Source organism: Streptomyces sp. NPDC030222 (assembly GCF_055573115.1).
In genome coordinates this window covers 200,945-227,478 of the sequence record NZ_JBVICA010000009.1, presented here as the reverse complement: position 1 = coordinate 227,478, position 26,534 = coordinate 200,945, and the positions used below count along the sequence as shown (strand labels likewise).

At 71.9% G+C, this 26,534-nt stretch carries 22 protein-coding genes; 11 read left to right on the top strand and 11 right to left on the bottom strand.

The annotated features are described in order from the left end of the window. Window positions 1-432 precede the first annotated feature (432 nt). The 3 genes from ACZ4Z5_RS16170 to ACZ4Z5_RS16160 are packed head-to-tail and all read left to right on the top strand — an operon-like array spanning window position 433 to window position 3,261. Entirely contained in the window at window positions 433-933 is a 501-nt protein-coding gene (locus ACZ4Z5_RS16170) for a cysteine dioxygenase (protein ID WP_468262575.1), read from the top strand. 34 nt (window positions 934-967) lie between these two features. Continuing rightward, window positions 968-1,933: a 2-phospho-L-lactate transferase gene (gene cofD / locus ACZ4Z5_RS16165; protein ID WP_468262572.1), complete on the top strand. Its 966-nt coding sequence runs from the start codon at window positions 968-970 to the stop codon at window positions 1,931-1,933. Beyond that, window positions 1,930-3,261 (top strand): coenzyme F420-0:L-glutamate ligase, encoded by a 1,332-nt coding sequence (locus ACZ4Z5_RS16160; protein WP_468262569.1) that lies wholly within the window; start codon window positions 1,930-1,932, stop codon window positions 3,259-3,261. Before cofD ends, ACZ4Z5_RS16160 begins: the two co-directional genes overlap by 4 nt. A gap of 85 nt (window positions 3,262-3,346) precedes the next feature. On the opposite strand, the gene ACZ4Z5_RS16155 is transcribed toward ACZ4Z5_RS16160, so the two are convergent. The 3 genes from ACZ4Z5_RS16155 to ACZ4Z5_RS16145 form a co-directional block, all read right to left on the bottom strand. Further along, complete coding sequence (locus ACZ4Z5_RS16155) at window positions 3,347-4,363, bottom strand: DNA-3-methyladenine glycosylase family protein (RefSeq protein ID WP_468262566.1); 1,017 nt, start codon at window positions 4,361-4,363, stop codon at window positions 3,347-3,349. Between the two features lie 410 nt (window positions 4,364-4,773). Then, entirely contained in the window at window positions 4,774-5,874 is a 1,101-nt protein-coding gene (gene manB, locus ACZ4Z5_RS16150; RefSeq protein WP_468262564.1) for a mannose-1-phosphate guanylyltransferase, read from the bottom strand. A gap of 73 nt (window positions 5,875-5,947) precedes the next feature. Beyond that, window positions 5,948-7,474 carry a peptidoglycan recognition protein family protein gene (locus ACZ4Z5_RS16145; RefSeq protein ID WP_468262561.1) on the bottom strand — a complete coding sequence of 509 codons (1,527 nt, stop codon included), beginning with the start codon at window positions 7,472-7,474 and terminating at the stop codon, window positions 5,948-5,950. A 151-nt stretch (window positions 7,475-7,625) separates the two neighbouring features. Here ACZ4Z5_RS16145 and ACZ4Z5_RS16140 point away from each other — a divergent pair, with 151 nt between their 5' ends. From ACZ4Z5_RS16140 to ACZ4Z5_RS16125, 4 genes are all read left to right on the top strand, one after another. Continuing rightward, window positions 7,626-8,378, top strand: coding sequence for a TIGR03089 family protein (locus ACZ4Z5_RS16140; protein WP_468262558.1), 753 nt, complete (start codon window positions 7,626-7,628; stop codon window positions 8,376-8,378). A 96-nt stretch (window positions 8,379-8,474) separates the two neighbouring features. Beyond that, window positions 8,475-9,959, top strand: a complete 1,485-nt coding sequence (locus ACZ4Z5_RS16135; protein ID WP_468262555.1) for an LCP family protein — start codon at window positions 8,475-8,477, stop codon at window positions 9,957-9,959. Window positions 9,960-10,187: 228 nt separating this feature from the next. Beyond that, window positions 10,188-12,005 (top strand): LCP family protein, encoded by a 1,818-nt coding sequence (locus ACZ4Z5_RS16130; RefSeq protein WP_468262553.1) that lies wholly within the window; start codon window positions 10,188-10,190, stop codon window positions 12,003-12,005. Between the two features lie 79 nt (window positions 12,006-12,084). Beyond that, entirely contained in the window at window positions 12,085-13,842 is a 1,758-nt protein-coding gene (locus ACZ4Z5_RS16125) for an LCP family protein (RefSeq protein ID WP_468262550.1), read from the top strand. Window positions 13,843-14,004: 162 nt separating this feature from the next. Here the strand turns inward: ACZ4Z5_RS16125 and ACZ4Z5_RS16120 are convergent, their stop codons facing one another. Beyond that, entirely contained in the window at window positions 14,005-15,048 is a 1,044-nt protein-coding gene (locus tag ACZ4Z5_RS16120; RefSeq protein WP_468262547.1) for a glycosyltransferase family 2 protein, read from the bottom strand. A 176-nt stretch (window positions 15,049-15,224) separates the two neighbouring features. On the opposite strand from ACZ4Z5_RS16120, the gene ACZ4Z5_RS16115 reads away from it, so the two are divergent. After that, the gene (locus tag ACZ4Z5_RS16115; protein WP_468262544.1) at window positions 15,225-16,691 is read left to right on the top strand and encodes an LCP family protein; all 1,467 of its coding nucleotides are present in this window, start codon (window positions 15,225-15,227) and stop codon (window positions 16,689-16,691) included. A 49-nt stretch (window positions 16,692-16,740) separates the two neighbouring features. On the opposite strand, the gene ACZ4Z5_RS16110 is transcribed toward ACZ4Z5_RS16115, so the two are convergent. Next, window positions 16,741-17,265 (bottom strand): acyl-CoA thioesterase, encoded by a 525-nt coding sequence (locus tag ACZ4Z5_RS16110; RefSeq protein WP_468262541.1) that lies wholly within the window; start codon window positions 17,263-17,265, stop codon window positions 16,741-16,743. A gap of 139 nt (window positions 17,266-17,404) precedes the next feature. On the opposite strand from ACZ4Z5_RS16110, the gene ACZ4Z5_RS16105 reads away from it, so the two are divergent. Beyond that, entirely contained in the window at window positions 17,405-18,664 is a 1,260-nt protein-coding gene (locus ACZ4Z5_RS16105; RefSeq protein WP_468262538.1) for an LCP family protein, read from the top strand. A 97-nt stretch (window positions 18,665-18,761) separates the two neighbouring features. Here the strand turns inward: ACZ4Z5_RS16105 and ACZ4Z5_RS16100 are convergent, their stop codons facing one another. Then, on the bottom strand, window positions 18,762-19,709 hold the full coding sequence (locus ACZ4Z5_RS16100; RefSeq protein ID WP_468262535.1) for a hypothetical protein: 948 nt from the start codon (window positions 19,707-19,709) through the stop codon (window positions 18,762-18,764). Next, complete coding sequence (locus ACZ4Z5_RS16095; RefSeq protein ID WP_468262532.1) at window positions 19,706-20,695, bottom strand: PP2C family serine/threonine-protein phosphatase; 990 nt, start codon at window positions 20,693-20,695, stop codon at window positions 19,706-19,708. Before ACZ4Z5_RS16095 ends, ACZ4Z5_RS16100 begins: the two co-directional genes overlap by 4 nt. 25 nt (window positions 20,696-20,720) lie before the next feature. Here ACZ4Z5_RS16095 and ACZ4Z5_RS16090 point away from each other — a divergent pair, with 25 nt between their 5' ends. Beyond that, entirely contained in the window at window positions 20,721-20,903 is a 183-nt protein-coding gene (locus tag ACZ4Z5_RS16090) for a hypothetical protein (RefSeq protein ID WP_468262529.1), read from the top strand. 588 nt (window positions 20,904-21,491) lie between these two features. On the opposite strand, the gene ACZ4Z5_RS16085 is transcribed toward ACZ4Z5_RS16090, so the two are convergent. From ACZ4Z5_RS16085 to ACZ4Z5_RS16075, 3 genes are read right to left on the bottom strand one after another with little or no spacing between them, the layout of a single operon-like run. Continuing rightward, complete coding sequence (locus tag ACZ4Z5_RS16085; protein WP_468262526.1) at window positions 21,492-22,157, bottom strand: vWA domain-containing protein; 666 nt, start codon at window positions 22,155-22,157, stop codon at window positions 21,492-21,494. A gap of 25 nt (window positions 22,158-22,182) precedes the next feature. After that, on the bottom strand, window positions 22,183-22,680 hold the full coding sequence (locus ACZ4Z5_RS16080; protein WP_468262522.1) for a hypothetical protein: 498 nt from the start codon (window positions 22,678-22,680) through the stop codon (window positions 22,183-22,185). Next, window positions 22,677-24,200, bottom strand: coding sequence for a methyl-accepting chemotaxis protein (locus tag ACZ4Z5_RS16075; protein ID WP_468262520.1), 1,524 nt, complete (start codon window positions 24,198-24,200; stop codon window positions 22,677-22,679). Before ACZ4Z5_RS16075 ends, ACZ4Z5_RS16080 begins: the two co-directional genes overlap by 4 nt. A gap of 184 nt (window positions 24,201-24,384) precedes the next feature. On the opposite strand from ACZ4Z5_RS16075, the gene ACZ4Z5_RS16070 reads away from it, so the two are divergent. After that, window positions 24,385-25,077: a tellurium resistance protein gene (locus ACZ4Z5_RS16070; RefSeq protein WP_468262517.1), complete on the top strand. Its 693-nt coding sequence runs from the start codon at window positions 24,385-24,387 to the stop codon at window positions 25,075-25,077. 277 nt (window positions 25,078-25,354) lie between these two features. Here ACZ4Z5_RS16070 and ACZ4Z5_RS16065 read toward each other — a convergent pair whose 3' ends face one another. Further along, window positions 25,355-26,512: an acyl-CoA dehydrogenase family protein gene (locus ACZ4Z5_RS16065; protein WP_468262514.1), complete on the bottom strand. Its 1,158-nt coding sequence runs from the start codon at window positions 26,510-26,512 to the stop codon at window positions 25,355-25,357. Between the last annotated feature and the right edge of the window lie 22 nt (window positions 26,513-26,534).

Below are 26,534 nucleotides of genomic sequence, written 5' to 3'. Positions count from 1 at the left end.
ACCCCCTCCCTTGACAGGGGGGACGCAACCGGTGCCGATCCTGTTGCACCCACCCCCTCGAAGCGACTCGGATCACATTCCGGCCACAACGCAGCAACCACGTTTGGGGGCGCGGTTGTTGCGCCACATCTCCCCGGGCGTGAATACACAAACCTTCCTCTGAGCACATTAACCGGATGAGGTGAAACAATGCCGCCAAATCGGGCAATGGGTTGACAGCGGGCACCCGGAACCGGTCTCCTTGGACCCATGTCAGCCACCGCCGTGACCACCGCGCCCCACACCCGTGGGTTCCGTCGTGCTGTCCAGGCGTGTTGTCGCTGTTGCTGTTCCAGCTGTTGATGCCGTAGCGCTCCAGCTTCTCTTCTGCGAAACGACCCGCATCCCCTGCGACGCCCCAGCACTCCGTCCTGCCGAGGAACCACCGCACCCATGAACAGCGACAGCGACCTCCAGATCGCCGGCGACATCCTCGAGGTCCAGCACCTCCTCCAGCCCCCGCGGGAGCATCCCGCCACCGTCGCCGACTTCGTCGGCCTCGCCCGCTCCATCGCCGCCGACCGCACCCAGTGGGCCCACCTGGTCCGGTACGACGCCACGACCCGCTGGTACCACCGGCTGCGCACCGGGCCCGGCTACGAGGTCTGGCTGCTCTCCTGGGTGCCCGGCCAGGGCAGCGGACTGCACGACCACGGCCGCTCCTCGGGCGTACTCACCGTGCTGGAAGGTACGTTGACCGAGCGCGGAGAGCGGGGGGCACGCTCCCTGGTCGCCGGAGCGCAGCGGGTCTTCGCACCCGGCTATGTGCACGAGGTGGTCAACGACACCCTCGAACCGGCCGTCAGCCTGCACGTCTACTACCCGGGCCTGACGGAGATGCCGATGCACGTCCGCTGCTCCGCCCCGGCCGCCGCCGAGGTCCCCGTCGCGTGACACCGCGCCCCCGCGGCCTGACAGACTGAACCGCATGCGCATTGTGGTTCTGGCCGGAGGTATCGGGGGCGCCCGTTTCCTGCGCGGCCTCAAGCAGGCCGTGGGCGACTCCGAGGACACCGTCGTCACGGTCATCGGCAACACCGGTGACGACATCCATCTGTTCGGGCTGAAGGTCTGCCCCGACCTCGACACGGTGATGTACACCCTCGGCGGCGGCATCGACGAGGAGCAGGGCTGGGGGCGCGCCGACGAGTCGTTCCGGGTCAAGGAGGAACTCGCCGCGTACGGCGTCGGACCGGAGTGGTTCGGACTCGGCGACCGCGACTTCGCCACCCATATCGTCCGCACGCAGATGCTCGGCGCCGGCTATCCGCTCAGCGCGGTCACCGAGGCACTGTGCGACCGCTGGCAGCCCGGCGTCCGGCTGATCCCCATGACCGACGACCGCGTCGAGACGCACGTCGCGATCGAGGTGGACGGCGAGCGGAAGGCCGTGCACTTCCAGGAGTACTGGGTGAGGCTGCGCGCCTCCGTGGACGCGAAGGCCGTCGTGCCCGTCGGCGCCGACCAGGCCAAGCCGGCCCCCGGTGTGCTGGAGGCCATCGCCTCCGCCGACGTCGTGCTCTTCCCGCCGTCGAACCCGGTGGTCAGCATCGGCACCATCCTCGCCGTCCCCGGCATCCGCGAGGCCATCGCCGAGGCCGGCGTGCCGGTCATCGGGCTCTCCCCCATCGTCGGCGACGCGCCGGTGCGCGGCATGGCCGACAAGGTGCTCGCCGCGGTCGGCGTGGAGTCGACGGCCGCGGCGGTCGCCGAGCACTACGGCTCGGGACTGCTCGACGGCTGGCTCGTCGACACCGTCGACGCCGGTTCCGTGGAGCGGGTCGAGGCCGCCGGCATCCGCTGCAAGGCCGTGCCCCTGATGATGACCGACGTGGACGCCACGGCGGAGATGGCGCGTGCGGCGCTGGCGCTCGCCGAGGAGGTACGGGCGTGAGCACCCCGCCGTCGTACCGGGTGTGGGCGCTCCCCGGGCTGCCCGAGGTGCAGCCCGGCGACGACATCGCCAAGCTGATCGCCTCGACCGAACCGGGTCTCGTGGACGGTGACGTCCTGGTCGTCACCTCGAAGATCGTCAGCAAGGCCGAGGGGCGGATCGTCGCCGCGGACTCGCGCGACGCCGCGATCGACGCGGAGACCGTACGGGTCGTGGCCCGCCGCGGCACCCTCCGCATCGTCCAGAACCGGCAGGGCCTCATCATGGCCGCGGCCGGCGTGGACGCCTCCAACACACCTCCCGGCACCGTGCTGTTGCTGCCCGAGGACCCCGACGCGTCGGCGCGCCGAATCCGCGAAGGGCTGCGCGACACCCTGGGCGTCCGCGTGGGCGTCGTCGTCACCGACACCTCCGGCCGGCCCTGGCGCGCCGGGCTCACCGACGTCGCGATCGGCGCCGCGGGGGTGCGGGTCCTCGACGACCTGCGCGGCGGCGTCGACTCGTACGGCAATCCGCTCGTCGCGACCGTCGTCGCCACCGCCGACGAACTGGCCGCAGCCGGCGATCTGGTGAAGGGCAAGGCGGCCGGACTGCCCGTGGCCGTCGTCCGCGGACTGCCACACGTCGTCGCCGACGATGCGGACGGCACGGATGACGACACGGAAGGCGCGGAAGGTGCCCGTGCGCTGGTGCGCGACGCCGCCAACGACATGTTCCGCCTGGGCACGTCCGAGGCCGTCCGCCAGGCGATGACCCAGCGCCGCACCGTCCGCGCGTTCACCGACGACCCCGTCGACCCCGGCGCGGTCCGCCGGGCGGTCGCCGCCGCCCTGACGGCCCCCGCCCCGCACCACACCACCCCCTGGCGCTTCGTCCTCCTGGAGTCGGGGGAGTCCCGCGTACGCCTCCTGGACGCGATGCGCGACGCCTGGATCGCCGACCTGCGCGGCGACGGGCGGACGGAGCAGCAGATCGCGAAGCGCGTGAAGCGGGGCGACGTCCTGCGCAACGCGCCCTGTCTGGCGGTGCCGTGCCTGGTCATGGACGGCTCCCACGACTACCCCGACCCGCGCCGCAGCGCCGCGGAGCGCGAGATGTTCGTCGTCGCGGCGGGTGCGGGCGTCCAGAACTTCCTCGTCGCGCTGGCCGGCGAACGGCTCGGCTCCGCCTGGGTGTCGTCGACGATGTTCTGCCGCGACGTGGTGCGGGAGGCGCTGGACCTCCCGGCGAACTGGGACCCGATGGGCGCGGTCGCGATCGGCCGCCCGGCGGAGGCTCCCAAGGATCGCCCGGCACGGGATGCGGACGGGTTCATCGCGGTGCGGTGAACCCGTCGGGGTGCGCCTCGGGGCGAGGTGCGCCACGGGGCGGGGCCCGGGACGCCGGACGCGGACCGTCAGGCCGGCCGCTCCGTCACAACTGCGCGATGTCCCATTTCGGCATCTTCGGCACACGGCGCTTCGGCGCATGGCCGCTCAGCAGGATGAGCCGGGCGGCCCGGTGGCGCTGTCCCTCGTAGGGGGCGAGGAGTTCGAGCATCTCGGCGTCGTCGGCGTCGCGGTTGCCGGCAAGGGCGTGGCCGATGATGCCGGGGAGATGGAGGTCTCCCGTGGTCACGGCGTCGGGATGGCCGTTGGAGCGCTGGAGGGTCTCGGCGGCGGTCCAGGGGCCGATGCCGGGCACGAGCCGGAGGCGGGCGGTGGCCTCGGGGAGTTCCATGCCGGCCGCCTCCTCGATGCGGCGCGCGACGCGGACGGCACGGAGGATCGTCGAGGAGCGTTTGCCGTCGACGCCCGCGCGGTGCCACTCCCAGGAGGGGATGAGGGCCCAACCGCGGGGGTCGGGCATGACTGCCATACGGTCCGGGGCCGGACCGGGTGCCGGCTCGCCGAACGCGCGGACGAGGAGCCGCCAGGCCCGGTACGCCTCGTCGGTCGTCACCTTCTGTTCGAGGATCGACGGGATCAGGGATTCCATGACGAGACCGGTGCGGACCAGGCGCAGACCGGGGCGGCGGCGCAACGACTCGTGGACGAGGCGGTGGCGGGGGACGAAGGCCTCGGGTTCGTCGAGCGCGCCGAGCAGTTCGGGCAGCCGGTCGAGCAGCCACTCCGCACCGGACCCCCAGGCCGAGGCCTCGACGTCGCCGGTACGCGCCGTCACCCGGAGGGTCGCCGGGCCCTCGGGCGTGCGGGTGGCGCGCCAGAAGGAACCGTCGGGTGTGACGGAGAACGTGGGATCGGCCGGACCGCGGCGCAGCGGCCCGAGGACCAGGCCGAGGTCGAGGGGGCCCGGCGGGGTCCAGCGGCGGGTACGGGCGGTGGCGGCCGGGGCCGTCTGGCGCGGTATGCCCGCGGGTACGGGGACGTGACCACCGCGCGCGGTGGTACTGGTGATCCGGTTCGCACCGGGCGCGAATCGTCCTGCCACGCGTCTGAGACTACGGGGTCACCGCCCGGTGGGGCAGGTGCCGCAGGCGCTCGACGCCGGGGCCGTGTGACATGTGCCGGGGAGAGGTATGCGGCGTCGGCCTGCCGTCGGCGGCCGGGCCCTCTGCGGCAGAGGCAGGGCCTGGCGCTGCCGCCCACCCTGAGCGTCCGCGCCGACCGGTCCGGGCCGGCGGACATCGCCGCGAGCCGTACCGGGCGACTCCGCCCGAGAAGGCGCGCGGTTCATAGCAGGGCCAGCCCCACGGGGCCGGGCAGGCACCGGGGTGGAACACGATGCATTCACCCGCGACACCGGAATCCAGGCCCGGCTGCCGCCCCTCGGACGGGCGACGCTCCCGCCGGTCCGGTCCGCGGCGGGTTCGCCGGGCCACTGGTCCGACGGGAAGCGCGCTACTGGTCCGACGAGAAGCGGATCGCGCCGTCCGGGAGGAGCGCCCCACACCACACACGGACGCCTTCGAGTAGTTCGTTGTCCGCGCCGACCTGGGCGCCGTCGCCGATCACCGCGCCCGAGAGGACCGTGCGCGCCCCGATACGGGCTCCGGCGCCGATCAGGGAGTCGGAGACGACGGCTCCGGGTTCGACGACGGCTCCGTCCAGGACGGTGCTGCCCTCGACACGGGCGCCCTCGCCGATCACCGCACGGTCGCCGACGACGGTGCCGCCGGTGAGTTTGGCGTCGTCGGCGACACGGGCGGTCGGCAGGACGAGCCGGTCGCCGCAGCGGCCGGGGACGGCCGGGGAGGGCGCGCGGCCGAGCACCAGGTCGGCGGAGCCGCGGACGAAGGCCTGCGGGGTGCCGAGGTCGAGCCAGTACGTCGAGTCGACCATGCCCTGGAGGTGCGCTCCGGCGGCGAGCAGGTCGGGGAAGGTCTCCCGTTCGACGGAGACCGGCCGGCCGGCCGGGATGCCGTCGATCACGGAGCGGCGGAAGACGTACGCGCCGGCGTTGATCTGGTCGGTGACGATCTCCTCGGGCGTCTGCGGCTTCTCCAGGAAGGCGGTGACGCGGCCGGTGGCGTCGGTCGGGACGAGTCCGAAGGCACGCGGGTCCTCGACCCGGGTGAGGTGCAGCGAGATGTCCGCGCCGCTCCTCTCGTGGGTGTCCACGAGGGCGTTGATGTCCAGGCCGGTCAGGATGTCGCCGTTGAAGACGAGGACGGGGTCGTCGGGGCCGGAGTGCAGCCGGGAGGCGACGTTGCGGATGGCGCCGCCGGTGCCGAGCGGCTCGGTCTCGGTGACGTATTCGATGTGCAGGCCCATGGAGGAGCCGTCGCCGAAGTACGGCTCGAAGACCTCCGCGAGGTAGGAGGTGGCGAGCACGATGTGCTCGACGCCGGCCGCCCGTGCCCGAGCCAACTGGTGGGTGAGGAACGGCACGCCTGCCGCCGGGACCATCGGCTTCGGCGTGTTCACGGTGAGCGGCCGCAGCCGTGTGCCCTTGCCGCCGACCAGGAGGATCGCTTCGGGCGAATGAGGCGCGTGAGTCAACTCTGTGTCTCTGCTTCCTGCTGGGCGGGCATGATGGGCGGCCAGTTTATGCAGACTGTCCCGGAGAGTCCGGTCAACGGCCCTGCAACCGCGCGGAGGCGGACCTGGTCGTCACGAGTTTGTCGTAGAGCTGCTCCCCGGGGCATTCGGTGGCGTATGCGTCGCGGTGCCCGGAGATGACGTTGAACTTCACGCTCGTGCCTTCCGGGAACTTGCCGCCGCCTGACGTCAGGGACGTCCTGCCCTCCGGATCGCCTCCGTGCAGGCCGAGCTTCCATGCGGTGAGTGCGGCGATCGCGTCGGTGGCGGGGCCGGGCGGACTCGTCGAACCGTACGTACCGATGACACCGATGCCCATGCTGTTCGTGTTGAATCCGAGGGTGTGCGCGCCCATCACGGGCTTGGCCACGCCACCTGCCCGGCCCTCGTAGATTTTTCCGCACTTGTCGACGGCGAAGTTGTAGCCGAAGTCCCGCCAGCCGCTGCTCAGGACGTGGTAGCGGTAGATACCGCGGATGACCGACGGCGCCTCGGAGCAGCTGTACTCGTTGCCCGACGCGGTGTGGTGGACGAAGGCCGCCTTGATCGTTTCGGTGTAGAGGAAGTCGCCCGTGCGGATCGACTCGTCGGCTCCCCAGCCGCTGCGGGTGATGATCGCGGGCCGCGGGCCGATGTACGGGCCGGTGGCGGGGGTGTCGTCTCCTGCGCTGCCGGGCGGGTTGCTGTCCGGGCGGGGATGGCCCCATGCGTTCATCAGCGCGGTCTCGGTCTCGGCCTTGCCGAGGGCGGGGATGGCGGCGGCGCCGAGCGGCGCGAGGTCGGCGTTGACCGCGGAGGCCGCGGCTTCCTGCGGGGACAGCAGTGGGGTCATGGGCTCGTCCGCAGGGGATGACTTGGGCCCGTCCCCGGGGGACACCGCGGGCGTCTTGGGACCGTCCGCAGGAGACACCGCGGGCGTCTTGGGCGTATCCGCGGGCGGCCCGGCGGCCGGTTCCGGTCGCTCGCCGGGGTCGACCAGGTCGAGGCGCAGCCCTTCGGGCAGGGGCATCCGACCGACCCGGTCGGGACCGCCCCGCTCGGGGCGCACCCGCACCTCGACGGCGTCGGACCTGCCGACCCACAGCGGTGAGGTGGAGCCGCGTGCCTTGCCGGCACGGCTCTCGGCGCTGCCAGGGTCGGCGGCATGCTCGTGGTTCCGGGTCTCGACGGTCTGCCAGCCGGACCAGGTGGCCGAGCCGACGCGCCGGGTGCGGACCTCGACGGTGCCGTGGAGTTCGGCAGTGGGGTCGTTCCAGACGACGCCGACCAGGGAGAAGGGTCCGACCTCGCTCGGGGGCAGGCCCCGTTCCGGGGCGGGGACGGTTCCCGGGGATGCGTCGCGCTCGGCCGCGGCCCCGATCGGGACGAGCGGCAGGGACAGGGTGCTGCCGGGGATCCTCGCCCCGGTCGCGGCGGCACGGGTCCCGGCCGCGGCGGCGTCGGTGCCCACACCGGCCGCGACGGGACGAACGGTGGCGGTGGCGGTCGCGGTGGCGGCGAGCGGCAGCACGAGGAGGGCTGTGCAGGCGACGCCGATCGAGGATGCACGGAGGGCACGCATACCAAGAATCCTGAACATGGTCGGATAAATCTGTCCATTGGTGATCTGACGGGCCATCGGCCGATCCGGTGTACGCACCCGCACCCGACCGGTCGACCCGGTACCGGGCGAGCCCCTGCGGGCGATGCGGCCCGCCACGTACCCTTGCCCGGTGAACGCCAGCGACCGCACCCCTGCCGACCTGCTGCGATCCGCGCTCGCCGCGGACCCGTCGCGGCCCCTGATCACCTTCTACGACGACGCCACCGGCGAGCGCGTCGAACTGTCGGTGGCCACCTTCGCCAATTGGGTGGCCAAGACCGCCAATCTGCTCCAGGGCGATCTCGCCGTGGAGCCCGGCGACCGGCTGGCACTGCTGCTGCCGGCGCACTGGCAGTCCGCCGTCTGGCTGCTGGCGTGCTCCTCGGTGGGCGTGCTCGCGGATGTGCAGGGCGACCCGGCGCACGCCGGCCTCGTGGTGAGCGGGCCGGACACGCTGGAGGAGGCCCGTGCCTGCGGCGGCGAGCGGGTGGCGCTCGCGCTGCGTCCGCTCGGCGGCCGCTTCCCGCAGCCGCCGCAGGGTTTCCTGGACTACGCGGTCGAGGTGCCGGGCCAGGGAGACCGTTTCGCGCCCTTCGCCCCCGTGGACCCGGAGGGGCCAGGGCTGATCGTGGCGGGCAGGGAACTGACGGCCGCACAGGTGGTCGACCAGGCGCGGACCGATGCGGCGGACCTCGACCTGGGGCCCGGTTCCCGGATGCTCTCCGGGCACGGTTACGACACCTGGGAGGGGCTGTCCTCCGGGCTGTTCGCCCCGCTGGTGTCGGGGGCGTCCGTGGTGCTGTGCCGGAATCTGGACCGGCTCCCCCAGGGGGATCTGGACAAGCGACTCGAAAGCGAGCGGGTCACTCATACCGCCGTGTAAGCCACGGCCGGGTCATCCACGGACGGACCTCAACTCCGGTACATGATCGACGGTGAGCTTACGAGCCTGCCGTCGACATGAAGGATGGACACCGCCGTGACCGAGAGCGCCGGCCCGCCCTCCGACGACCGCGCGGCCACCCCCGGCCACGAGGAGCCGGGACGCGGCCCCGGGCGGCACGAGGACGGGCAGCGCGACGCCGGGCAGGGCGTGGCGGACCGGCACGGGACCGGCGGGAGCGGGCACGGCGGAAGCGGGCACGGCGGGAACCGCCGGCTCCTGAGCGGCCGGGGCCGGCATGGCAGGCACAGCGGCCGGCCTCCGTACGGCACCCCCGACGGCGCAGGCGACCGGGGCGGCGAGGGTGGCGGCGGTACCGGGGGCGGCGAAGGCGGCCGCGCCGGGCCCGAACCCCCACGCCGCTGGATGCGCTGGGTTGCGCTCGGCGCCTCAGGGGTCGTCCTGGTCTCCGCGGCCACGGGCTGGTGGCTCTACCGGAAGCTCAACGCCAACATCACCAGCGACATCTCCGCCGCCGAGGAACTGGCCCGTTACGAGAGGGAACGCCCCTCCCCCGGCGCGCTGGACGCACAGAACATCCTGCTCGTCGGTTCCGACTCACGGACCGGCCGGGGGAACGCCGAGTACGGCAAGGACAAGGGGACACAGCGTTCCGACACGGTGATCCTGCTGCACCTCGCGGCGGACCGGAAGAGCGCCACCGCCATGTCCGTGCCCCGCGACCTGATGGTGCGGATCCCCAGCTGCCGGAAGCCCGACGGCACCCGTACCGCGGAGCAATTCGCCCAGTTCAACTGGTCGTTCCAGTTCGGCGGCACGGCCTGCACCATCCGTACGCTCGAACGCCTCACCGGTATCCGCGTGGACCACCACATGGTCGTCGACTTCACCGGCTTCAAGTACATGGTGGACGCGGTCGACGGGGTCGAGATCTGCCTGAAGGCGCCGATCGACGATCCCGGCTCCCATCTGAAGCTGCCCGCGGGCAGGCAGACCCTCGACGGCGAGCAGGCCCTCGGCTTCGTACGCACCCGCAAGTCGCTCGGCAACGGCAGCGACACCCAACGCATCCACCGGCAGCAGCAGTTCCTCGCCGCGCTTGCCAAGAAGATGCAGAGCAACGGCGTCCTCCTCAATCCGGCCCGGCTCTACCCCGTGCTGGACGCGGCCACCAAGTCGGTCACCACGGATCCCGGCCTCGCCTCCCTGCGCGATCTCTACGAGCTCGTACGCGGCCTGCGCAGCGTCCCCACCGAGAAGGTGCAGTTCCTCACAGTGCCCCGGCGCCCCTACCCGCCGGACCCGAACCGCGACGAACTCGTCGAACCGGGCGCCCAGCAGCTCTTCAAGCTCATCCGCGAGGACCTGCCGGTCCCGGTGCTCCCCGTGGACCGCCCGGACGACGACGGCGAGCGGCCGGACAAGGGGGATCCGGACGGTACCGCCACAGTGCGCCCGGACGGTTCCGCCACGACGGAGCCGGACGGTTCGGACACGGCCTCCCCCGAGGCGACGCCGACATTCCCCGGCACCAACGCCTCTGTTGGTACCTGTGAGTAAAGCAATCCCAAAAGCACAGGCCGTAGAGCGCCCGACTCGCGAACTATGTCCGGTTGTAAGCGCCGTGGAATTTGTCACGGGCGTCGCTCAACGCTGAACTGGACAGATAGTGTGACGCGATCCGGCGCATGAGGTTCTCGCACCCGTGGGACCGCGCACTGCTGGAGCAAGACCGAGCGCCCTGGGGGGAGGCGACTCGCGTGGCACCGACGGAGGACTGGAACAACCGTGGATGCGCAGAGCCGTGGGCGGGCCGAGGACATGGACCCCGCAGACCAGTGGGTGCTCAACCCCGACACCGGTAACTACGAACTGCGACTGGATCGATCCGCAGCGCAGCGGCCGCCGGTGAACCGCCCCCGCAGACCGTCCCCCCGGAACTCCTCTCCGCGTTCCGCCGCCTCGGCGTCCCCCTCCGCAAGCGCTTCCGCCTCGACGGGCGCTTCCGCGGGCTCCGCCTCCCGGTCGGCCGCCCGCGCAGCGGCACGGGGCAAGACCGCCGCCGTGCCCTCCCGGGCCGTCCCGGGCCAGCGCGGCCGTCGCGGCGCGCCCCCCGCGGGTGACACCGGACCCGGCGGTGCCGGGCGCCGGAAGCGCCGGCAGGAGAAGCCTCGCAAGAAGAAGGCCCTGCTGTGGACCGGGGGCGTGCTCGCCTTCCTGGTGACCGCGGGTTCCGTCGGCGCGTACCTCGTCCTCCAGCACTTCGCGGGCAAGATCGACACCGTGGACGTCGGTGGCGCGGGCAGCGGCAGCTTCAAGAAGGACCAGGCCATCAACATCCTGCTGATCGGCACGGACCGCCGCACCGGGGCGGGCAACGAGGGCTACGGCGACAAGAACAGCCCCGGCCACGCCGACACCACGATCCTGCTGCACGTCGCCAAGGACCGGACGAACGCGACGGCGATGTCCATCCCGCGCGACCTGATCGTCGACATCCCGCCGTGCGAGGTCACGCAGCAGGACGGCACCAAGACGACCATCAAGGGAACGCTCGGGACCCGCTTCAACGAGAGCCTGGGGCAGCTCGACCGCAACGCCGGCTGCACCATGCTGACGGTCGCGAAGATCACCGGCATCAAGCCGGACCACTTCATGATGGCGGACTTCAACGCCATCAAGACGCTCACCACCGCCGTCGAAGGCGTCGAGGTCTGTGTCGCCAAGCCCATCGACGACCCCGACTCGCACCTCAAGCTGCCCAAGGGCGTGAGCACCATCCAGGGCGAGCAGGCCCTGGCCTTCGTCCGCACCCGGCACAGCTTCGGCAACCAGGGCGACCTGGACCGCATCCAGGTGCAGCAGCAGTTCCTGGGCTCGCTGATGCGCAAGATGAAGTCGGACGACACGCTGTCGAGCCCGACGAAGATGTGGAACCTGGCTGAGGCCGCAACCGACGCGCTGACCGTCGACAGCGGCATAGGGGACATCTCCACCCTGCGCGACCTGGGCCTTGAGCTGAAGAAGGTCGACCCGAAGAACATCACCTTCACCACGCTGCCGGTGCGCGACAACCCGCTGGAGCGGATCAAGGCCACGGTCGTGGTCGACAAGCCGAAGGCCGAGCCGCTGTTCGCGATGATCGCCTCCGACACCTCGCTGACCGAGGTGAAGCAGAAGGAGAAGGCGGCGAAGGACGCACAGGCCGCGCTGCTCCAGGGCGACCGGGCCGAGTCCTCCGCGGTCCGGGTCGACATCTACAACGGCGGCGCCGAGGCCGGCTCCGCCCAGAAGGCGCTGGTCTGGCTGCAGAACGAGCACTCCATGCGGCTCGCCAGCAACCACGGCAACGCGTCCGAGAAGCTCGACAAGACCACCCTGGCCTATGCGCCCGACCAGGCCGACCAGGCGCGCAAGCTCGCCGACGTCATGGGTCTGCCCGCGAGCGCGCTGAAGCCGGGCACCGCGGACGCCGACGACCGCACGCCGATGACGCTGACGCTCGGCGCCGACTTCAAGGGCGCGGGCATACCGATCGTCGCTCCCAAGACGGCCCCGAAGGACATCCAGAAGACGACGGCCGACAAGGCCGTGTGCGCCAAGTAGCGTGCGCCGGCCGGCGAACGCCGATATGACCACGCCCGATCACCGGGCCTTACGAGCACCTCAGTGACAGGGGGACTTGGTGGGACAGAGCAGCGTGCGCGGAGAGAAGACGCGGGAACGCGTTCCGCGCGCCCGGCAGCGGGAGGCCGCCGCGACAGCGCCTCCCGGCCGGAAATCCGGGGGTGACGGACCCCCCGGAGCCGACCGTCGAGGGGGTGCTCCCGGCCGGCCCGTCAAGCGGGGCCGACGCCGGATACTCCGCTGGATCGCGACCGCCACCGCAGTCGCGATCCTCGGCACCGCAGGCGCCGGCTATCTGTACTACGAACATCTCAACAGCAGGCTCAAGAAGGGCGATCTCAGCCTCGGCGACCGGAGCATGGCCGACCACAAGGCCAACGCCTTCGGCCAGACCCCGCTGAACATCCTGCTCATCGGCTCCGACGCCCGTAACTCCAAGCGCAACCAGGAACTCGGCGGAGCCCGCGACACCTTCGACGGTCCGCCGCTGGCGGACGTCCAGATGCTGGTGCACCTCTCGGCCGACCGGTCCAACATGTCCGTCATCAGCATGCCGCGCGACACCCTGCTGAAGATGCCCAAGTGCACGGGTTCCGACGGCAAGGTCTACCCCGCCACCCAGCGGAGGATCATGACCAACGAGAGCCTCGGCCGCGGGGGGCCGGGCTGCACGGTCGCCGCCTGGTACGAGCTGACGAACATCACCATCGACCATTTCATGATGGTCGACTTCGCCGGTGTCGTGTCCATCGCCGACGCGGTGGGCGGCGTCCCCGTCTGCGTCCAGGAGAACGTCCACTCGCGTAACAGCACGGGGCAGGGCTCCGGTCTGAAGCTGCCCAAGGGCACCAGCGTCATCCAGGGCGAGCAGGCCCTCCAGTGGCTGCGCACCCGCTACGGCTTCGAGGACGGCACCGACATCGGCCGCACCCGCGCCCAGCACCTCTACATGAACTCGATGATCCGGGAGCTGCGGAAGAACGCCAAGCTCTCGAACCCCAACAAGCTGCGCAGGCTCGCGGAGGCCGCCACGGCCGCGCTCACCGTCGACGACGGCATCGGGGCGGTGCCCGACCTGCTCGGTCTGGGCGAGGAGTTCCGCAAGGTCCCGCCGGAGCGGATCACCATGACGACCATGCCGTGGATCACATCGCCGCAGGACCCGAACCGCGTCGAGCCGAAGCCGGGCGACGCCGAGACGCTGTTCCGGATGGTCCGCGAGGACGTACCGCTGGACGGCAAGGGCAAGAAGCAGACCGGACCGTCCGCCGCTCCGAGCGGTGCGCCCCCCTCGGCCTCCGCGAGCGCCCCCGGCGCCACCGGCAGCGCGGCCCCGTCCGCCACCGCGAGCGCCACGGCCCTCTCGGCCACCGCGACCCCGGCCGGCAGGGACCCGGTGCCGCCCTCCTCGGAGATCCCGGTGATGGTGCGCAACGGCACCGGCGTCGACGGTGCCGCGCTCGCACCGGGCAGGACCGGCACGGTGAAGGACGCCCTCGTGTCCAAGGGCTTCGCCCTGGCCAAGGCCGACTCCACACTCACCCCGCAGGACCGGACGACGGTCACCTATCCCAGCGTCGACCTCCAGGGAGACGCCGAGGCGGTCGCCAAGGCCCTGGGTATCCCCGTCTCCTCCGTGAAGAAGAGCACGGAGGTGTCCGGCATCACGGTCGTCGTCGGCGCCGACTGGCGCGAGGGCGCGGCCTATCCCGCGGCGGCGAGTGCGGCGGACAGCACCACGCCGGACTCGGCCCGGGCGCTGAACGGCGCCAAGACGGACGAGTGCATGAAGATCCAGCCCGGCTTCACCTGGTGAGGCGGCACGGCCTCGGCTCGTAGCCACACGGCACCGGCCCGGACCCGACGAGGGACCGGGCCGGTGTGTGTTCCGGGCGGCCGTGGTTCCGCCCCGTGGGCTGCGCCCGGCCGTTCCGGCCCGTTGGCTCCGGCCCGGGGAAGACCCCGCGCCGTTCGTCGCTCAGGCCGACGAGGACTCCGACGGGCGGTGGGCCGCCGGGCGGCGGGACGCGATGACCTTCCGCGCCAGCGCACGCGGCGAGGTCAGGAAGCCGAAGCCCCAGGACATGTGCATCGTCGCCAGCGCCACCGGGACCTGCAGCCGCGCCTTCAGCGGCAGCCCCTTGCCGGCCGGGACGGAACCCACGCTGATCGCCGCCAGGTAGCCGGCCGGGATCACGAAGCCGAGCGGGCTGACCGTCGCTCCGACGACGAGACCTGCGGCGATCGCGCACACCGCGGCGGGCGGGGCGAGGTAGCGGAGGTTGATGGAGCCCTCGTGGTAGCGGGCGACGACGTGCCGCCAGCGGCCGTAGTCCTTGTACTGCTTGGCGAGCGCCTTCACCGAAGGCCGCGGCCGGTACGAGACCCTGAGCTCGGGCGAGAACCAGATCAGCCCGCCCGCCTCACGGATCCGGAAGTTCAGCTCCCAGTCCTGGGCGCGGATGAACTCCTCGTTGTAGCCGCCCTGCTGCTCCAGCGCCTCGCGCCGGAAGACGCCCAGGTAGACGGTCTCGGCCGGGCCCGCCTCGCCGCCGGTGTGGAAGGCGGCGTTGCCCACTCCTATTTTCGAGGTCATCGCCGCGGCGACGGCGTGCTCCCAGTCGTTCTCGCCCTCGGCGTGCATGATGCCGCCGACGTTCTGCGCACCGGTCTCCTCCAGGAGGCGCACGGCGGTGGCGATGTAGTCGGGGGAGAGCATGCCGTGGCCGTCGACCCGTACCACCACGGGATGACGCGAGGCCTTGATGGCGGCGTTGAGGGCCGCGGGCGTACGGCCGGTGGGGTTGGGCACGGTGTGCACCCGGCCCCAGGCGTTCGACGCGGTCTCCCGCACCAGCTCGGCGGCGATCTCGTCCGTGCGGTCCGTCGACGGGCCCAGCGCGATCACCACCTCCATCTCACCGGCGTACTCCTGCTGGAGGATGGCGTGGACCGCGCCGCGGAGGTGGCGTTCCTCGTTGAGCACCGGCATGATCACGGACACGGCGGGGAGCTGGGGCATGGGGGTCCTCGGTGGTCCGGGGGCGACAGGGTGGGCCCCCCGGGAGACGGCAGCATCGCCCGCCACGTTACCGCGAACGGGGGACTCGGTCGCGCGCCGACCGGGCGCCGCCGGTCGGCGCAGATCGTACGGGCTTACTGTGCTCACAATCCCCCTGCCCCCGCGGAGGTGTACCTGTGCCCACGCCGCCCGGCTCCCGCCGTCCCCGGCCGCCCGCCCCCGCTCCCACCCGGGGAGGGGTGCGGCCCCCCGCGCGGAAGCGCCGGCCGCGCTGGGTGATGCGGGTGGTGACCACCCTGTCGGTGCTGGTGCTGGGCGCGGGCGGGATCGGGCACGGCCTGATGTCGGACCTGGACCAGGAGATCGAACGGGTCGACCCGTTCAAGGACATGAAGAACCGCCCCGAGGCAGGCCACGGCATGAACATCCTGCTCGTCGGCACCGACGACCGGGGGCACATCAGCAAGGAGCAGCGGAGGAAGTACCGGCTGGGCGGCGCGCCCTGCAACTGCACCGACACGATCATGCTGGTGCACATCTCGGCGAGACGGGACCGCGCCACCGTGGTGAGTCTCCCCCGCGACACCTACGTGGTGCTGCCGGACCACCACGACGGGACCACCGGCAAGGCGCACGGCTCGCACCCGGTCAAGCTGAACGCCGCCTATTCGGAGGGTGGTCCCGGACTCACCGTCCGGACGGTGGAGAAGCTCACCGGAGTGAAGATCGACCACTATCTGGAGATCGACTTCGCCAGCTTCATGCGGACCGTGGACGTCGTCGGCGGTGTGGAGATCTGCACCACCCAGCGGCTCAAGGACACCCACACCGGTCTCGACCTGCCCGCCGGCACGCATGAGCTCGACGGCGGCAAGGCCCTGCAGTACGTGCGCTCCCGGCATATCGACGGGACGGCGGACCTCAGCCGGATGCAACGCCAGCAGCGGTTCGTCGCCGCGCTCATCGCCCGTATCTCCGACAGCGGCGTCCTGCTGAACCCGGTGAGGTTCCGGGAGATCGCCTCGACCATGCTCGGGTCGGTCCGCGCCGACGAGGGGTTCGGCAACGAGCAGATGCTCGCCCTCGGCTCGGCCATGCGCGACTTCACGGCCGCCTCCTCGGAGTTCACGACCGTGCCGCTCATGAAGACGAGCGTCTCCGTGAGGGGCATCGGTTCCACCGTGAGGTGGGATCCGGTGAGGTCCCGCGAGTTGTTCGAGGCGCTGCGCGAGGACCAGCCGCTCGCCCCGGAGGTGTCCCGGCGCAGGAAGGCCACGCTCGTGGACGTCTCACCGCAGCGGATCCGGGTGCAGGTCTACAACGGGACCCGCAGCGACGGCCTCGGCCAGCAGGTCGACGACGCGCTGCGCGCCACCGGATTCAACACCAGCGGCAAGCCGCTGTCCGGCGATCCGCGTGATGTGCGGCACACCCTCATCGAGTACGACCCGCGCTGGGACCGGTCGGCGAAGACCCTTTCGACGGCCCTGCCGGGCAGTGTGATGAGGAAGGTGAAGGGCCAGGGCCCGACGCTGAAGGTGACCGCGGGCTCCGGCTACAAGGGTGTGCGAGAGGTGCGCGCGGAGAACGCGAACCTCGGCGAGTTCGGTGCGGTCACCGGTGACGAGGTGACCTGCCCCTGACGCCGGGCGGGCTCCCGGCGGCCCTTCGGGGCCCCGGCTCCGGTGGCTTCTACTCCTCGTAGCCCTCGGCGGCGCGCTTCTCCCGGAGCTCCCGGATCGCGCGACGCCGCGCGAGCCGGTGCGTGCGCCGGATCTGCGCCTCCTGGTGGCGCCGCCGGTCACGGTCGGTCTCCGGGAGCACGGGCGGCACGGCCCGGGGCCTGCCGTCCGCGTCCACCGCCGCGAACACCAGGTAGGCGCTGCCGACCTGGGTCGCCGGCGCCGACTCGTTCCAGCGTTCGGCCATGACCCGCACCCCGACCTCCATCGAGGTGCGCCCGGTCCAGTTCACCTGGGCCTTCACATGCACCAGGTCACCGACCCGGACCGGCTCCAGGAACACCATCTCGTCCATCGACGCGGTGACCGCAGGACCCCCGGAGTGCCGCCCCGCGACCGCTCCCGCGGCGTCGTCGACGAGCTTCATGATCACGCCGCCGTGCACAGTGCCCAGCAGGTTCGTGTCACTGGCGGTCATGATGTGGCTGAGCGTCGTACGAGAGGCCGAGGTCGGCTTGCCGGGGAGATCTGCCATGCCCCCACCCTAAGGGCGGGTGCGCGGGGGCGTGCGCAAGGCCTGTGCGCGGGTGCATTGCTGCAGGTGTGCAACAGCACTGACCCGATTTCCCACCCACCCTGTCAGCCGCCGCGGCCCGGCCTGCACACTGGTCCGCATGAGTGATTGGCCCGAGGGGTGGAGCGACGACCGCAGGGACCGGTACGGACGGGGCAGCGCAGACGCGCAGCCCGAGGGCCCCCGGGTGATGCGGCAGGTACAGCGCGGTCAGGTACCACGGCAGGCGCCGCCGCTGCGCCCCACCGTGCCCCCGCAGCAGCAGGGGTACGGCGACGACGCGTACGGCTACGACAGCGGTTACAACACCGGTCAGGTCTACGGCGGAGGCGGCGGTGGCCACTCCGCGGTCCACCCGCGGCCCGCGGGCGCTGCGCCCGACTGGCGCCGCCGGATCAAGATCGGCACGATCACCCTGGCCGTCGTGCTCCTCGTCGCCTCCGTCGGCACCTACTTCTGGGCCGACTCCAAGCTGCGCCGCGAGGTCGACCTCTCCAAGGTCATCGAGCGGCCCGAGGAGGGCGAGGGCACGAACTATCTGATCGTCGGTTCGGACAGCCGCGAGGGCCTGACCTCCGAGGACAAGAAGAAGCTCCACACCGGTTCCGCCGACGGCAAGCGGACCGACTCGATGATGATCCTGCACACCGGCGACAACGGCCCCACACTGATCTCGCTGCCCCGTGACTCCTGGGTCAACATCCCGTCCTTCCGCGGCTCGACGTCCGGGAAGATGTTCGGCCCGAAGGGCGGCTCCAAGCTGAACGCCGCCTACGCCACCGACGGGCCCGAACTCCTCGTCCGCACCGTCGAGTTCAACACCGGCCTGCGCATCGACCACTACGTCGAGATCGGCTTCGCCGGCTTCGCCAACATCGTGGACGCGCTCGGCGGCGTCGAGATCGACATCCCCAAGGCGTTCAAGGACAAGAAGTCGGGTGCCGACTTCCAGGCCGGCAAGCAGACCCTGAACGGCGAGCAGTCGCTGGCCTTCGTCCGCACCCGCTACGCCTTCGCGGGCAGCGACCTGGACCGTACGAAGAACCAGCAGAAGTTCCTGGCGGCCATGGCGAGCCAGGCGGCCACGCCGAGTACGGTCGTGAACCCGTTCAAGCTCTACCCGGTGATGGGTGCCGGTCTGGACACGCTGATCGTCGACAAGGACATGGGTCTCTTCGACCTGGCCGACATGTTCTGGGCGATGAAGGGCGTGACCGGTGGCAACGGCGAGGGCACGTCGATGAACATGCCGATCTCCGGTACCGCGCCGCAGGGCTCCCTCAAATGGGACATGCCGAAGGTCAAGCAGCTGGTGCAGCAGCTGAAGAACGACGAGAAGGTCACGGTCACCGGCAACTGACGACCGGCGACGGTCGCCGTCACGAAGGGCCCCGCCGCTCCGGCGGGGCCCTCGCTCGTGTCCGCGGCGGCCGCGGTCGCCGGTGGTTCCGGTGCTCTCAGTCCCGCAGCCGGATCGTCCCGCGCCGGCGGGCGCCGTCGAACCGCGACTCGTCGACGACCGGACGGGGCGCCGGGCGGCGGGCCATCAGCTCGATCACCTCGCGTCCGGCCAGCGCGGTACGCCACTGGCCGAGGCCCGGCCGGGAGCCGTGCGGCCCGGCCGCCTGCTCGTGGAGCCGCCGCACGGCGGCCTCCCGGCGGCCGTCCAGGACGCCGGGCACCAGCCAGAGCGGGTCGCCGGGCTTCGTATAGGCGTCCTGGGCGAGGATGCGCCCCACCGCGAGCGCCGCCTTGTAGCGGTCGCTGTCGACCGTGGCCGTGCCGGGCGGCGCCTTCGGGTCGTTCCAGTCCATGGTCTCCGCCTGTGCCAGCACCGGACGCCGGCCCGCAGGCCGGACGCCGTCGCAGTCGAGGAGATACACGGCCGGGCCCGGGCGCACCGTCCACAGCACGTTCGCCTGGGACAGGTCGCCCAGCACCAGACCGAGGGTGTGCAGCCGGTCGATCAGTTCGACCAGGGCGACCACCAGCGCGAACCGTTCGGCGGCCGTCGGCTGCACGACCCCCTGCCAGCCCTGCTTCGGTGGTCGCAGCAGGAAGGCGAGCTCGGTCAGCCGGGTGTCCCCGTTACCCGTCTGCCAGGTCATGCTGTCGGGCGCGCGGTACATCAGGAAGCCGGTGGTCCTGCCCCCGCAGACGACCCGGCACAGCGGCCAGGCCGTCGTCGCGTCCAGGAGCTCCCGTTCCTTCGCCTCGAGCCCGCGCCGGATGTCCACCAGGGCGGCGAGGGCGCCCCCGTCAGGGCGGTAGGCGGCGCGATAGCTCTTGTAGAGCAGGTCCGGACGCCCGTCCACGGTGAACACCTCGCCCTGGCCGCCGTCCCCGATACGGACGCCGGTCCCCAGCGACGACAGCCGTACGTCGGCGCCGTCCTCCGCGGTCACGGCCGTCCCTCCCAGAGGCAGACCGCGGTGCGGTCGTCGTCGTAGGACTTCACCCGGAACTGGAACTGCCACAGGAAGTCGGCAGGCGCGGGTACGGTGCCGCCGCCCCACCGGGCGCCGAGGAACTCCCTCATCTCGGGCTCTCCCACCAGCGGCGTGGACAGCCCGTCGGTGCACACGACGAGGACGTCTCCCGGCTGGGCCCGGTCGAACAGCCGCACCTCGGCGTAGCGGGCGGTCGGCAGGGCCGCCGTCCTGGTGTCGATGACGGCGGACGACCCGGCACCGTTGTCGGAGAAGCCGTCGACCGCGTGCCACGTACCGTTCCGCAGCAGCACCGTGCCGCCGTCGCCGACCGCGAACAGGACACGCCCGCGGACGGACGGGTCCAGCGGCACGAGCACACCCCGCAGGGTGGTGGCGTACGCCTCCGGCGGCTCCTCGTAATGGGCGGCGCGCCGGACGATCGTCTCGGCGACCCGGCCCACCGCCGCGTTGACCAGGCCGGTGAGCTGTTTCTCGTCCCCCTCCCGCACCGCGCGGACGAGTTCCCCGGCCGACCCGTCGAGACAGCGGACGATGTGACGGCACGCCTCGTTGGAGCCGACGTGCGAGTGCCGGGCGGATCCCACGCCGTCGGCCACGGCGAGCAGGAGCATCCCGCCCTCCGGTCCGTCGTCGCCGAGCCGGGCCACGCACAGCGCGTCCTGTCGCGGCTCGCCCGCGTAGCGGTGCGCGTCGCCGCGCACCGACGCCGCGCGTACCGTCAGGCCGCCGTGGACGGCACCGTCCACGACCATGTCGGGCAGTACGGCGGCATCGAGGTCCGCACGCGCCCCCGGCAGCCCGCCCGGTACGGCGGGGTAGAGCGGCGGGCGCTTCCCGCCGTACAGCGGTTCGCCGAGCACGGGACCATGCGGCATCGCGGGTTCGGCGGGCGTCCGGGGGGTGGGTTCCGGGGGCGTCCCGACTGGCTCGGCGGTCATCCTGGTGGGGTCGGCGGACGTCCTGGTGGGATCGGCAGACGTCCTGGTGGGATCGGCGGTCATCCTGGTGGGATCGGCAGACGTCCTGGTGGGGTCACCGGGCTTCCTGACGGGTTCGCCGGCCGACGCGGCGCGGTCCGGCGGGGTCCGGTCCGGTTCCTTCGACGCCACGGTCTGCGGGGCGGTGGGCTGCGGAGCCGTGGGCTGAGGTGCTGTGGGCTGAAGTGTCGTGGAGCGCGGAACCGTGGGCTGAGGTGTCGTGGACCGCGGTGTCGTGGTCCGAGATGTCGTGGTCCGCGGTGATGTGGTCCCGGGGCTCGCGGTCGGGTCCGGCCGCGACACCACTGGCGCCGGTGCCGTCGTGCGCGGCGCCGGCGAGGGCACCGCGCCCGGCCGGAGGGACGGTGTCCACGCGGGGACGGATTCGGGAGCGGGCACGTGTCCCGGCGGGGTGGAGACGCCGGGCACCGGGAGGGAGATGCACTCCGGCGGCGCCTCGCCGGTCGTCACCAGCATCTCCGGTACGGGTTCGGGTCCTGGGCAGAGCCGGTCTCCGTGCAGGCCGGCGTCCGGTGCCCCGGCCGTCGGGCCGGGAGACGTTCCGGTCCCGGCCCCGCTCCCGGTCGTCCCGGCCGGGGGCTCCGCCCGGGCCGCCGGATCGCCGATCGTCCGCGGCGCCGCCGGCGGCAGGACGCCCCGCCGGCTCACCCACGGGGGCAGGGAACTGAAAGCGTCGTCGAGCGCGTCGGGCTCGTCTTCCTGTCCCCACGGTGTGGTGTCCTCATGCATGGCGGCCTCAGAGCTTGTCGAGGGAGACGGTGGAGAAACCGGGCACGGTGTCGTCCACGGCCAGGCTGAATCCGCCGCTGCCGTCGGCGGGGATGCTGCCGGCCGACCGGACGATGGAACGGGTCAGGCTGGCGGCGAACTCACGCAGGGCTTCTGCGGCCGACACCGACCTGTCCTCCTGGATGAAGGCCCGGAAGTTGGCCACCTGGCCGATGGTCGCGCGGTCGGCCTCGCCGATGCCGAACGCGATGATGTTGGGCCGGTAGCGGGCCTCGACCAGCTGTTTGTGCGCGGTCGGCCAGTCGTCGTCGGTGGGGACCCCGTCCGAGAGGAAGAACACCACGGGCCGGTACACATCGTGTCCCTGCCACTTGAGGGCCGCCACGTCCGCCTCGATGCACCGCAGCAGTGTGCGGAAGGCGTCGCCGTAACAAGTAAGGCCGCCGGCCGCGAGCGCCGGCAACGTGTCGATGTCGCTCAGGTCGACCAGGGACTGGAGCACCTTGGCGTCGTCTGAGAAGCCGATCAGACAGAAGCGGGTCTTGTCGGCGACGGTCGGGTTGGTGCTGATCTCGCGGTGCAGCTCCGGCAGGGCGTCGTTGATGCTGGCGATGGGGTCGCCGTTCATCGACCCCGATTCGTCGCACACCAGGTAGAAGGGAAGGATCTGCACGGTTCGCACCTCCGGTCGGACAGGGTCAGTAGGTGTAGAAGTAGATTTCGATGTCGGCGTGGCCCCCGGAGGCCCCGCCCTTCCAGAAGTCGCGTGTGGTGGCGCCCCCGAACATGTCCGGACGGGCCTTCACCAGCAGCGTGTTGACCCTGTGGGCGTAGTCGCCGCCGCGTCCCGGGTCGGGGTTGCGGCCGAAGGTGAGCACAAAGGCGGCCTTGCGGCCGTCGTGCGGCGCGGTCACGTCGCGCAGCCGGCGGACGATGCGTTCGGTGTCGTCGGCGTCTGCGTCGATGGCCACCCGTACCGGCTTGCGCACCACGGCGCGCGGTCCGGTCGGGGACGGTTTCGGTTTCGCGGACGCGGACGTGCCGGGTTTCCGCTTGGCGGCCGTGGCCGCGTCCTCCGCTGCGGCGGGATCGCCCCGGTCCCCCATCGCCACCAGGGCCAGCACCAGCAGCATGTCCGCGAAGAGCCAGCCGGCCAGGTGGAGGGGGTTCAGCCGGGGCCGCCGGAGCGCCCTCATCGGGCGTCGGCCCAGGAGGAGCCGTCGAGGCCGTGACCGGCGTCCGGCGGGGTGCCGTTCTCGCGGGTCGATCCGTAGCGGGGGTCGTCCTGTACGCCCGTGCCGGGGCCGGGAACGGCGGGAAGTCGGTCGCGCACGGGGCCGGCGTGGGCCGGGCCTGCGTATCCCGGCACGTCCTGGACCGGAGCGTCGTGGACCGGGACCTCGTGGACCGGGACTTCGTGGACGGGGGCGTCGCGTGGCTGCTCGTCGTACCGGGACCCGTCGTACCGGGACCCGGTCGTGGGCGGGTTCACCCGGAGCGCCGCGGCCAGCTCGGCGAAGCGCTCCGCTGCCTCGCGCAGCGCCTGGGTCTGCGCGTCGAGCCGGCGTATCGCCTCCTGGGACGTCGTGACGGCGCGCGCCGTCTCCTCCGCCACGTCCCCCAGACGTTCCAGGACGCGCGTCGTGACATCGGCCGCGACTTCGGTCGACGTGGTGAACGACCGCTGTGCGGCGGCCAGCGTGTGGACGGAGTCCTCGACCCGCTCCCCCGCCCGGTCCAGGGTGTCCCGGACCTCACCGCTCATGGCCCGTACGTCGTCCAGGGCCATGCGCACCATCGCGCCGCTGCCGCTCACCGCGGCCTCCACGCGCTCGCCGGACTGCTCCAGCGGCCCGGCGAGCGAGGCCACGGCCTGCCCCACTTCGGTGGCGTTGTCGCGGACGGCGGTCTCGATCCGGCCTGCCACGGCCTCCAGCGGACCGACCGCCCTGTCGACCCCGGCGAGGCTTCGCTCCGCGCTCTCGACCGCGGCGCCGACGGTGGACGCCGCCGAGGCGAGGTGCCGCTGGGCCTTGGCCGCGCGGTCGCCCAGCTTGCCCAGCGTGTCGGCGGCGGCCGTGAGTTCGGCGGTGAAGCGCCTGGGCGAGGTCAGCCGCTCCTCGTTCAGCAGCAGCTGCGTCCGCGTCAGCAGGGGGACCATGCGGGCCAGCAGTTCGTCGGCCGAGCGTGCGGCGGCTTCCTCCTGCTGGGCGACGTGGGACCGCCGCAGACCGTGTGCCAGGGCCAGGAGGAACAGCAGCAGGATCGCGACGGTGGCGGTGGCCGCCACATGCCCGAAGGTGAACCAGCCGGTGAGGTGCCCCTCGAATCCCGACTGCCATAACTGGAGGAACGGCCGGCCGGCGGCCTCCGGGTCCGCGCCGATCAGCGCCTCGTACGCGCTCGACGCCCTCGTCAGCCCGAACCAGGTGAGCAGCAGCGGCACGAACACCAGCGCGCCGAGCAGGGCGTCGAGCCGCGCCCAGGCGGGCTTCTCGGCCGAGGTGCGCGTCAGCGCGTCGACGCTTTCGGGCCGTGCGTACGCCTGCAGCAGGTCGAGTTCCGTCCACGGTTCCAGGTCGCCGTCGCCGACCCCTTGCAGAGCGTCGGCGAGGGCCTTGAGTTCGTCACGCCGGGACGCCAGTCCCGGGTGATCGGCTATGTCTCTGAGCTGCTTGGCGACGGCAGCGCTGTCCGCCAGGGCCCCAACGGGCATTCCCCCACCCCTACCGAAAGACACGGGGGCCGGCCTCAGGCCCCCCGCGCGCCCCCGGCGTGGGACCGTCCCGCCCCCTGCGACCAGCCGTCCGGCGGTCGTCGGTGAGCGCCGATCGTAACGCACCTCACGGACTTACAATCCGGACTCGACAAACCGTCAACTAACCTTCTGCGAGGGCGAGATGAGCACCGACGACCGCCGACGCGGAGTGATCCGACTGCGGCCCGCACGCACGTACGAGGGGAGCGTTCCGGCCGCTCCCGCGCATACGGCGCCCACGGTGGTCCTTCCGGTCCTGACCAGGGACGTTCCACAGGCCCGCCTGGGCGGACGGGGGGTGCTCCAGGCCAACCTCAACTGGCGTCCCGGCACGGGTGCGGACCTGGACCTCGGGTGCCTGACGCAGTTGAAGGACGGCAGCGGTATGGCGGTCCAGGCCCTCGGCGGAGCGTATGGATCCCTCGCATCATGGCCGTATGTCGCCCTCGACCAGGACGACCGGACGGGCTCGTCCTCGGACGGCGAGACTCTCCGGGTGAACCTGGAGCACCGGGCCCTGTTCCGGCAACTGCTGTTCTACGTATACGTGTACGAGGGCGCCGCCGACTTCCAGCGGCTGGGCGCCACGGTCACCGTGACCGCCCCGGGCGACAACGGCTGCGTGATCGTCCTGGACGACTCGCCGCCCGGCGCGACGGCCTGCGCGATCGCCCTGATCACCCCGCTCGGCACGGACCCCGCCGGCGGCTTCTCGGTCCGCCGCGAGGTCCGCTGGTTCACCGAGAACCCGGCGATGTTCCAGCAGGAACAGATCGACCGCGCCTACGGCTTCGGCTTCACATGGACCCCGGCGACGAAGCCTCCCCGGCAGTGAGGCCGGTCTCGAGCAGGTCGAGCGGGTCCTGCGGAGCGGGCAACGACGGCACGCAGGCCGCACGGGCGTAGACGTTGAACCCGGGGCCCGATGCGGCGTGCACCCCGGACGAGGACGGGGTCCGAGCCGACCCGGGCGCATCGACTCACTCCGGGGCGCGCACTTGAGCGGTTCAGCACGTCGTGCGCCGCGCGATCCCCCTGCGCCCCACTGCGCGCCTGCGGCAGGACGCGGTGGAACGCGTCCTGCCGGGGGCCGTTCCGTACGTGGTGCGTGCCTACGGCAGGTTGCGCGCCATCACGATGCGCTGGACCTGGTTCGTGCCCTCGTAGATCTGCGTGATCTTGGCGTCGCGCATCATGCGCTCGACCGGGTAGTCACGGGTGTAGCCGTAGCCGCCGAGGAGCTGGACGGCGTCGGTGGTGATCTCCATGGCGACGTCGGAGGCGAAGCACTTGGCGGCGGCGCCGAAGAAGGTCAGGTCGCCGTCGACGCGCTCGGACTTCGCGGCGGCCGCGTAGGTGAGCTGGCGGGCGGCCTCCAGCTTCATCGCCATGTCGGCGAGCATGAACTGGACGCCCTGGAAGTCGGCGATGGCCTTGCCGAACTGCTTGCGCTCCTGGACGTAGCCCTTGGCGTAGTCGAGGGCGCCCTGGGCGATGCCGAGAGCCTGGGCCGCGATGGTGATGCGGGTGTGGTCCAGGGTCTTCATCGCGGTGGCGAAGCCGGTGCCCTCCGCGCCGATCATGCGGTCGGCGGGGATGCGGACGTTGTCGAGGTAGACCTCGCGGGTCGGGGAGCCCTTGATGCCGAGCTTCTTCTCCGGGGCACCGAAGGAGACGCCCTCGTCGGACTTCTCGACGACGAACGCGGAGATGCCCTTGGAGCGCTTCTCCGGGTCGGTGACGGCCATGACCGTGTAGTACTCGGAGACGCCGGCGTTGGTGATCCAGCGCTTCACGCCGTTGAGGACGTAGTGGTCGCCGTCCCGGACGGCCTTGGTCTTCATACCGGCGGCGTCGGAGCCGGCGTCCGGCTCGGAGAGGCAGTACGAGAACATCGCGTCGCCCTTGGCGAGCGGGCCCAGGTACTTCTTCTTCAGGTCCTCGGAGCCGGAGAGGATCACGGGAAGCGAGCCGAGCTTGTTCACGGCCGGGATGAGGGAGGAGGAGGCGCAGACACGTGCCACTTCCTCGATGACGATGACGGTCGCCAGGGCGTCGGCGCCGGCGCCGCCGTAGTTCTCCGGCACGTGCACGGCGTGCAGGTCGGAGGAGACCAGGGCGTCGAGGGCCTCCTGCGGGAAGCGGGCTTCCTCGTCCACGGCCGCCGCGAACGGAGCGATCTTCGCCTCGGCGAGCGAGCGGACCGTGTCGCGGAGCATCTCGTGCTCTTCGGAAAGACGGTACAGGTCGAAATCGGCCGATCCTGCCAAGATCTCTCACTCCCCAGAGGTG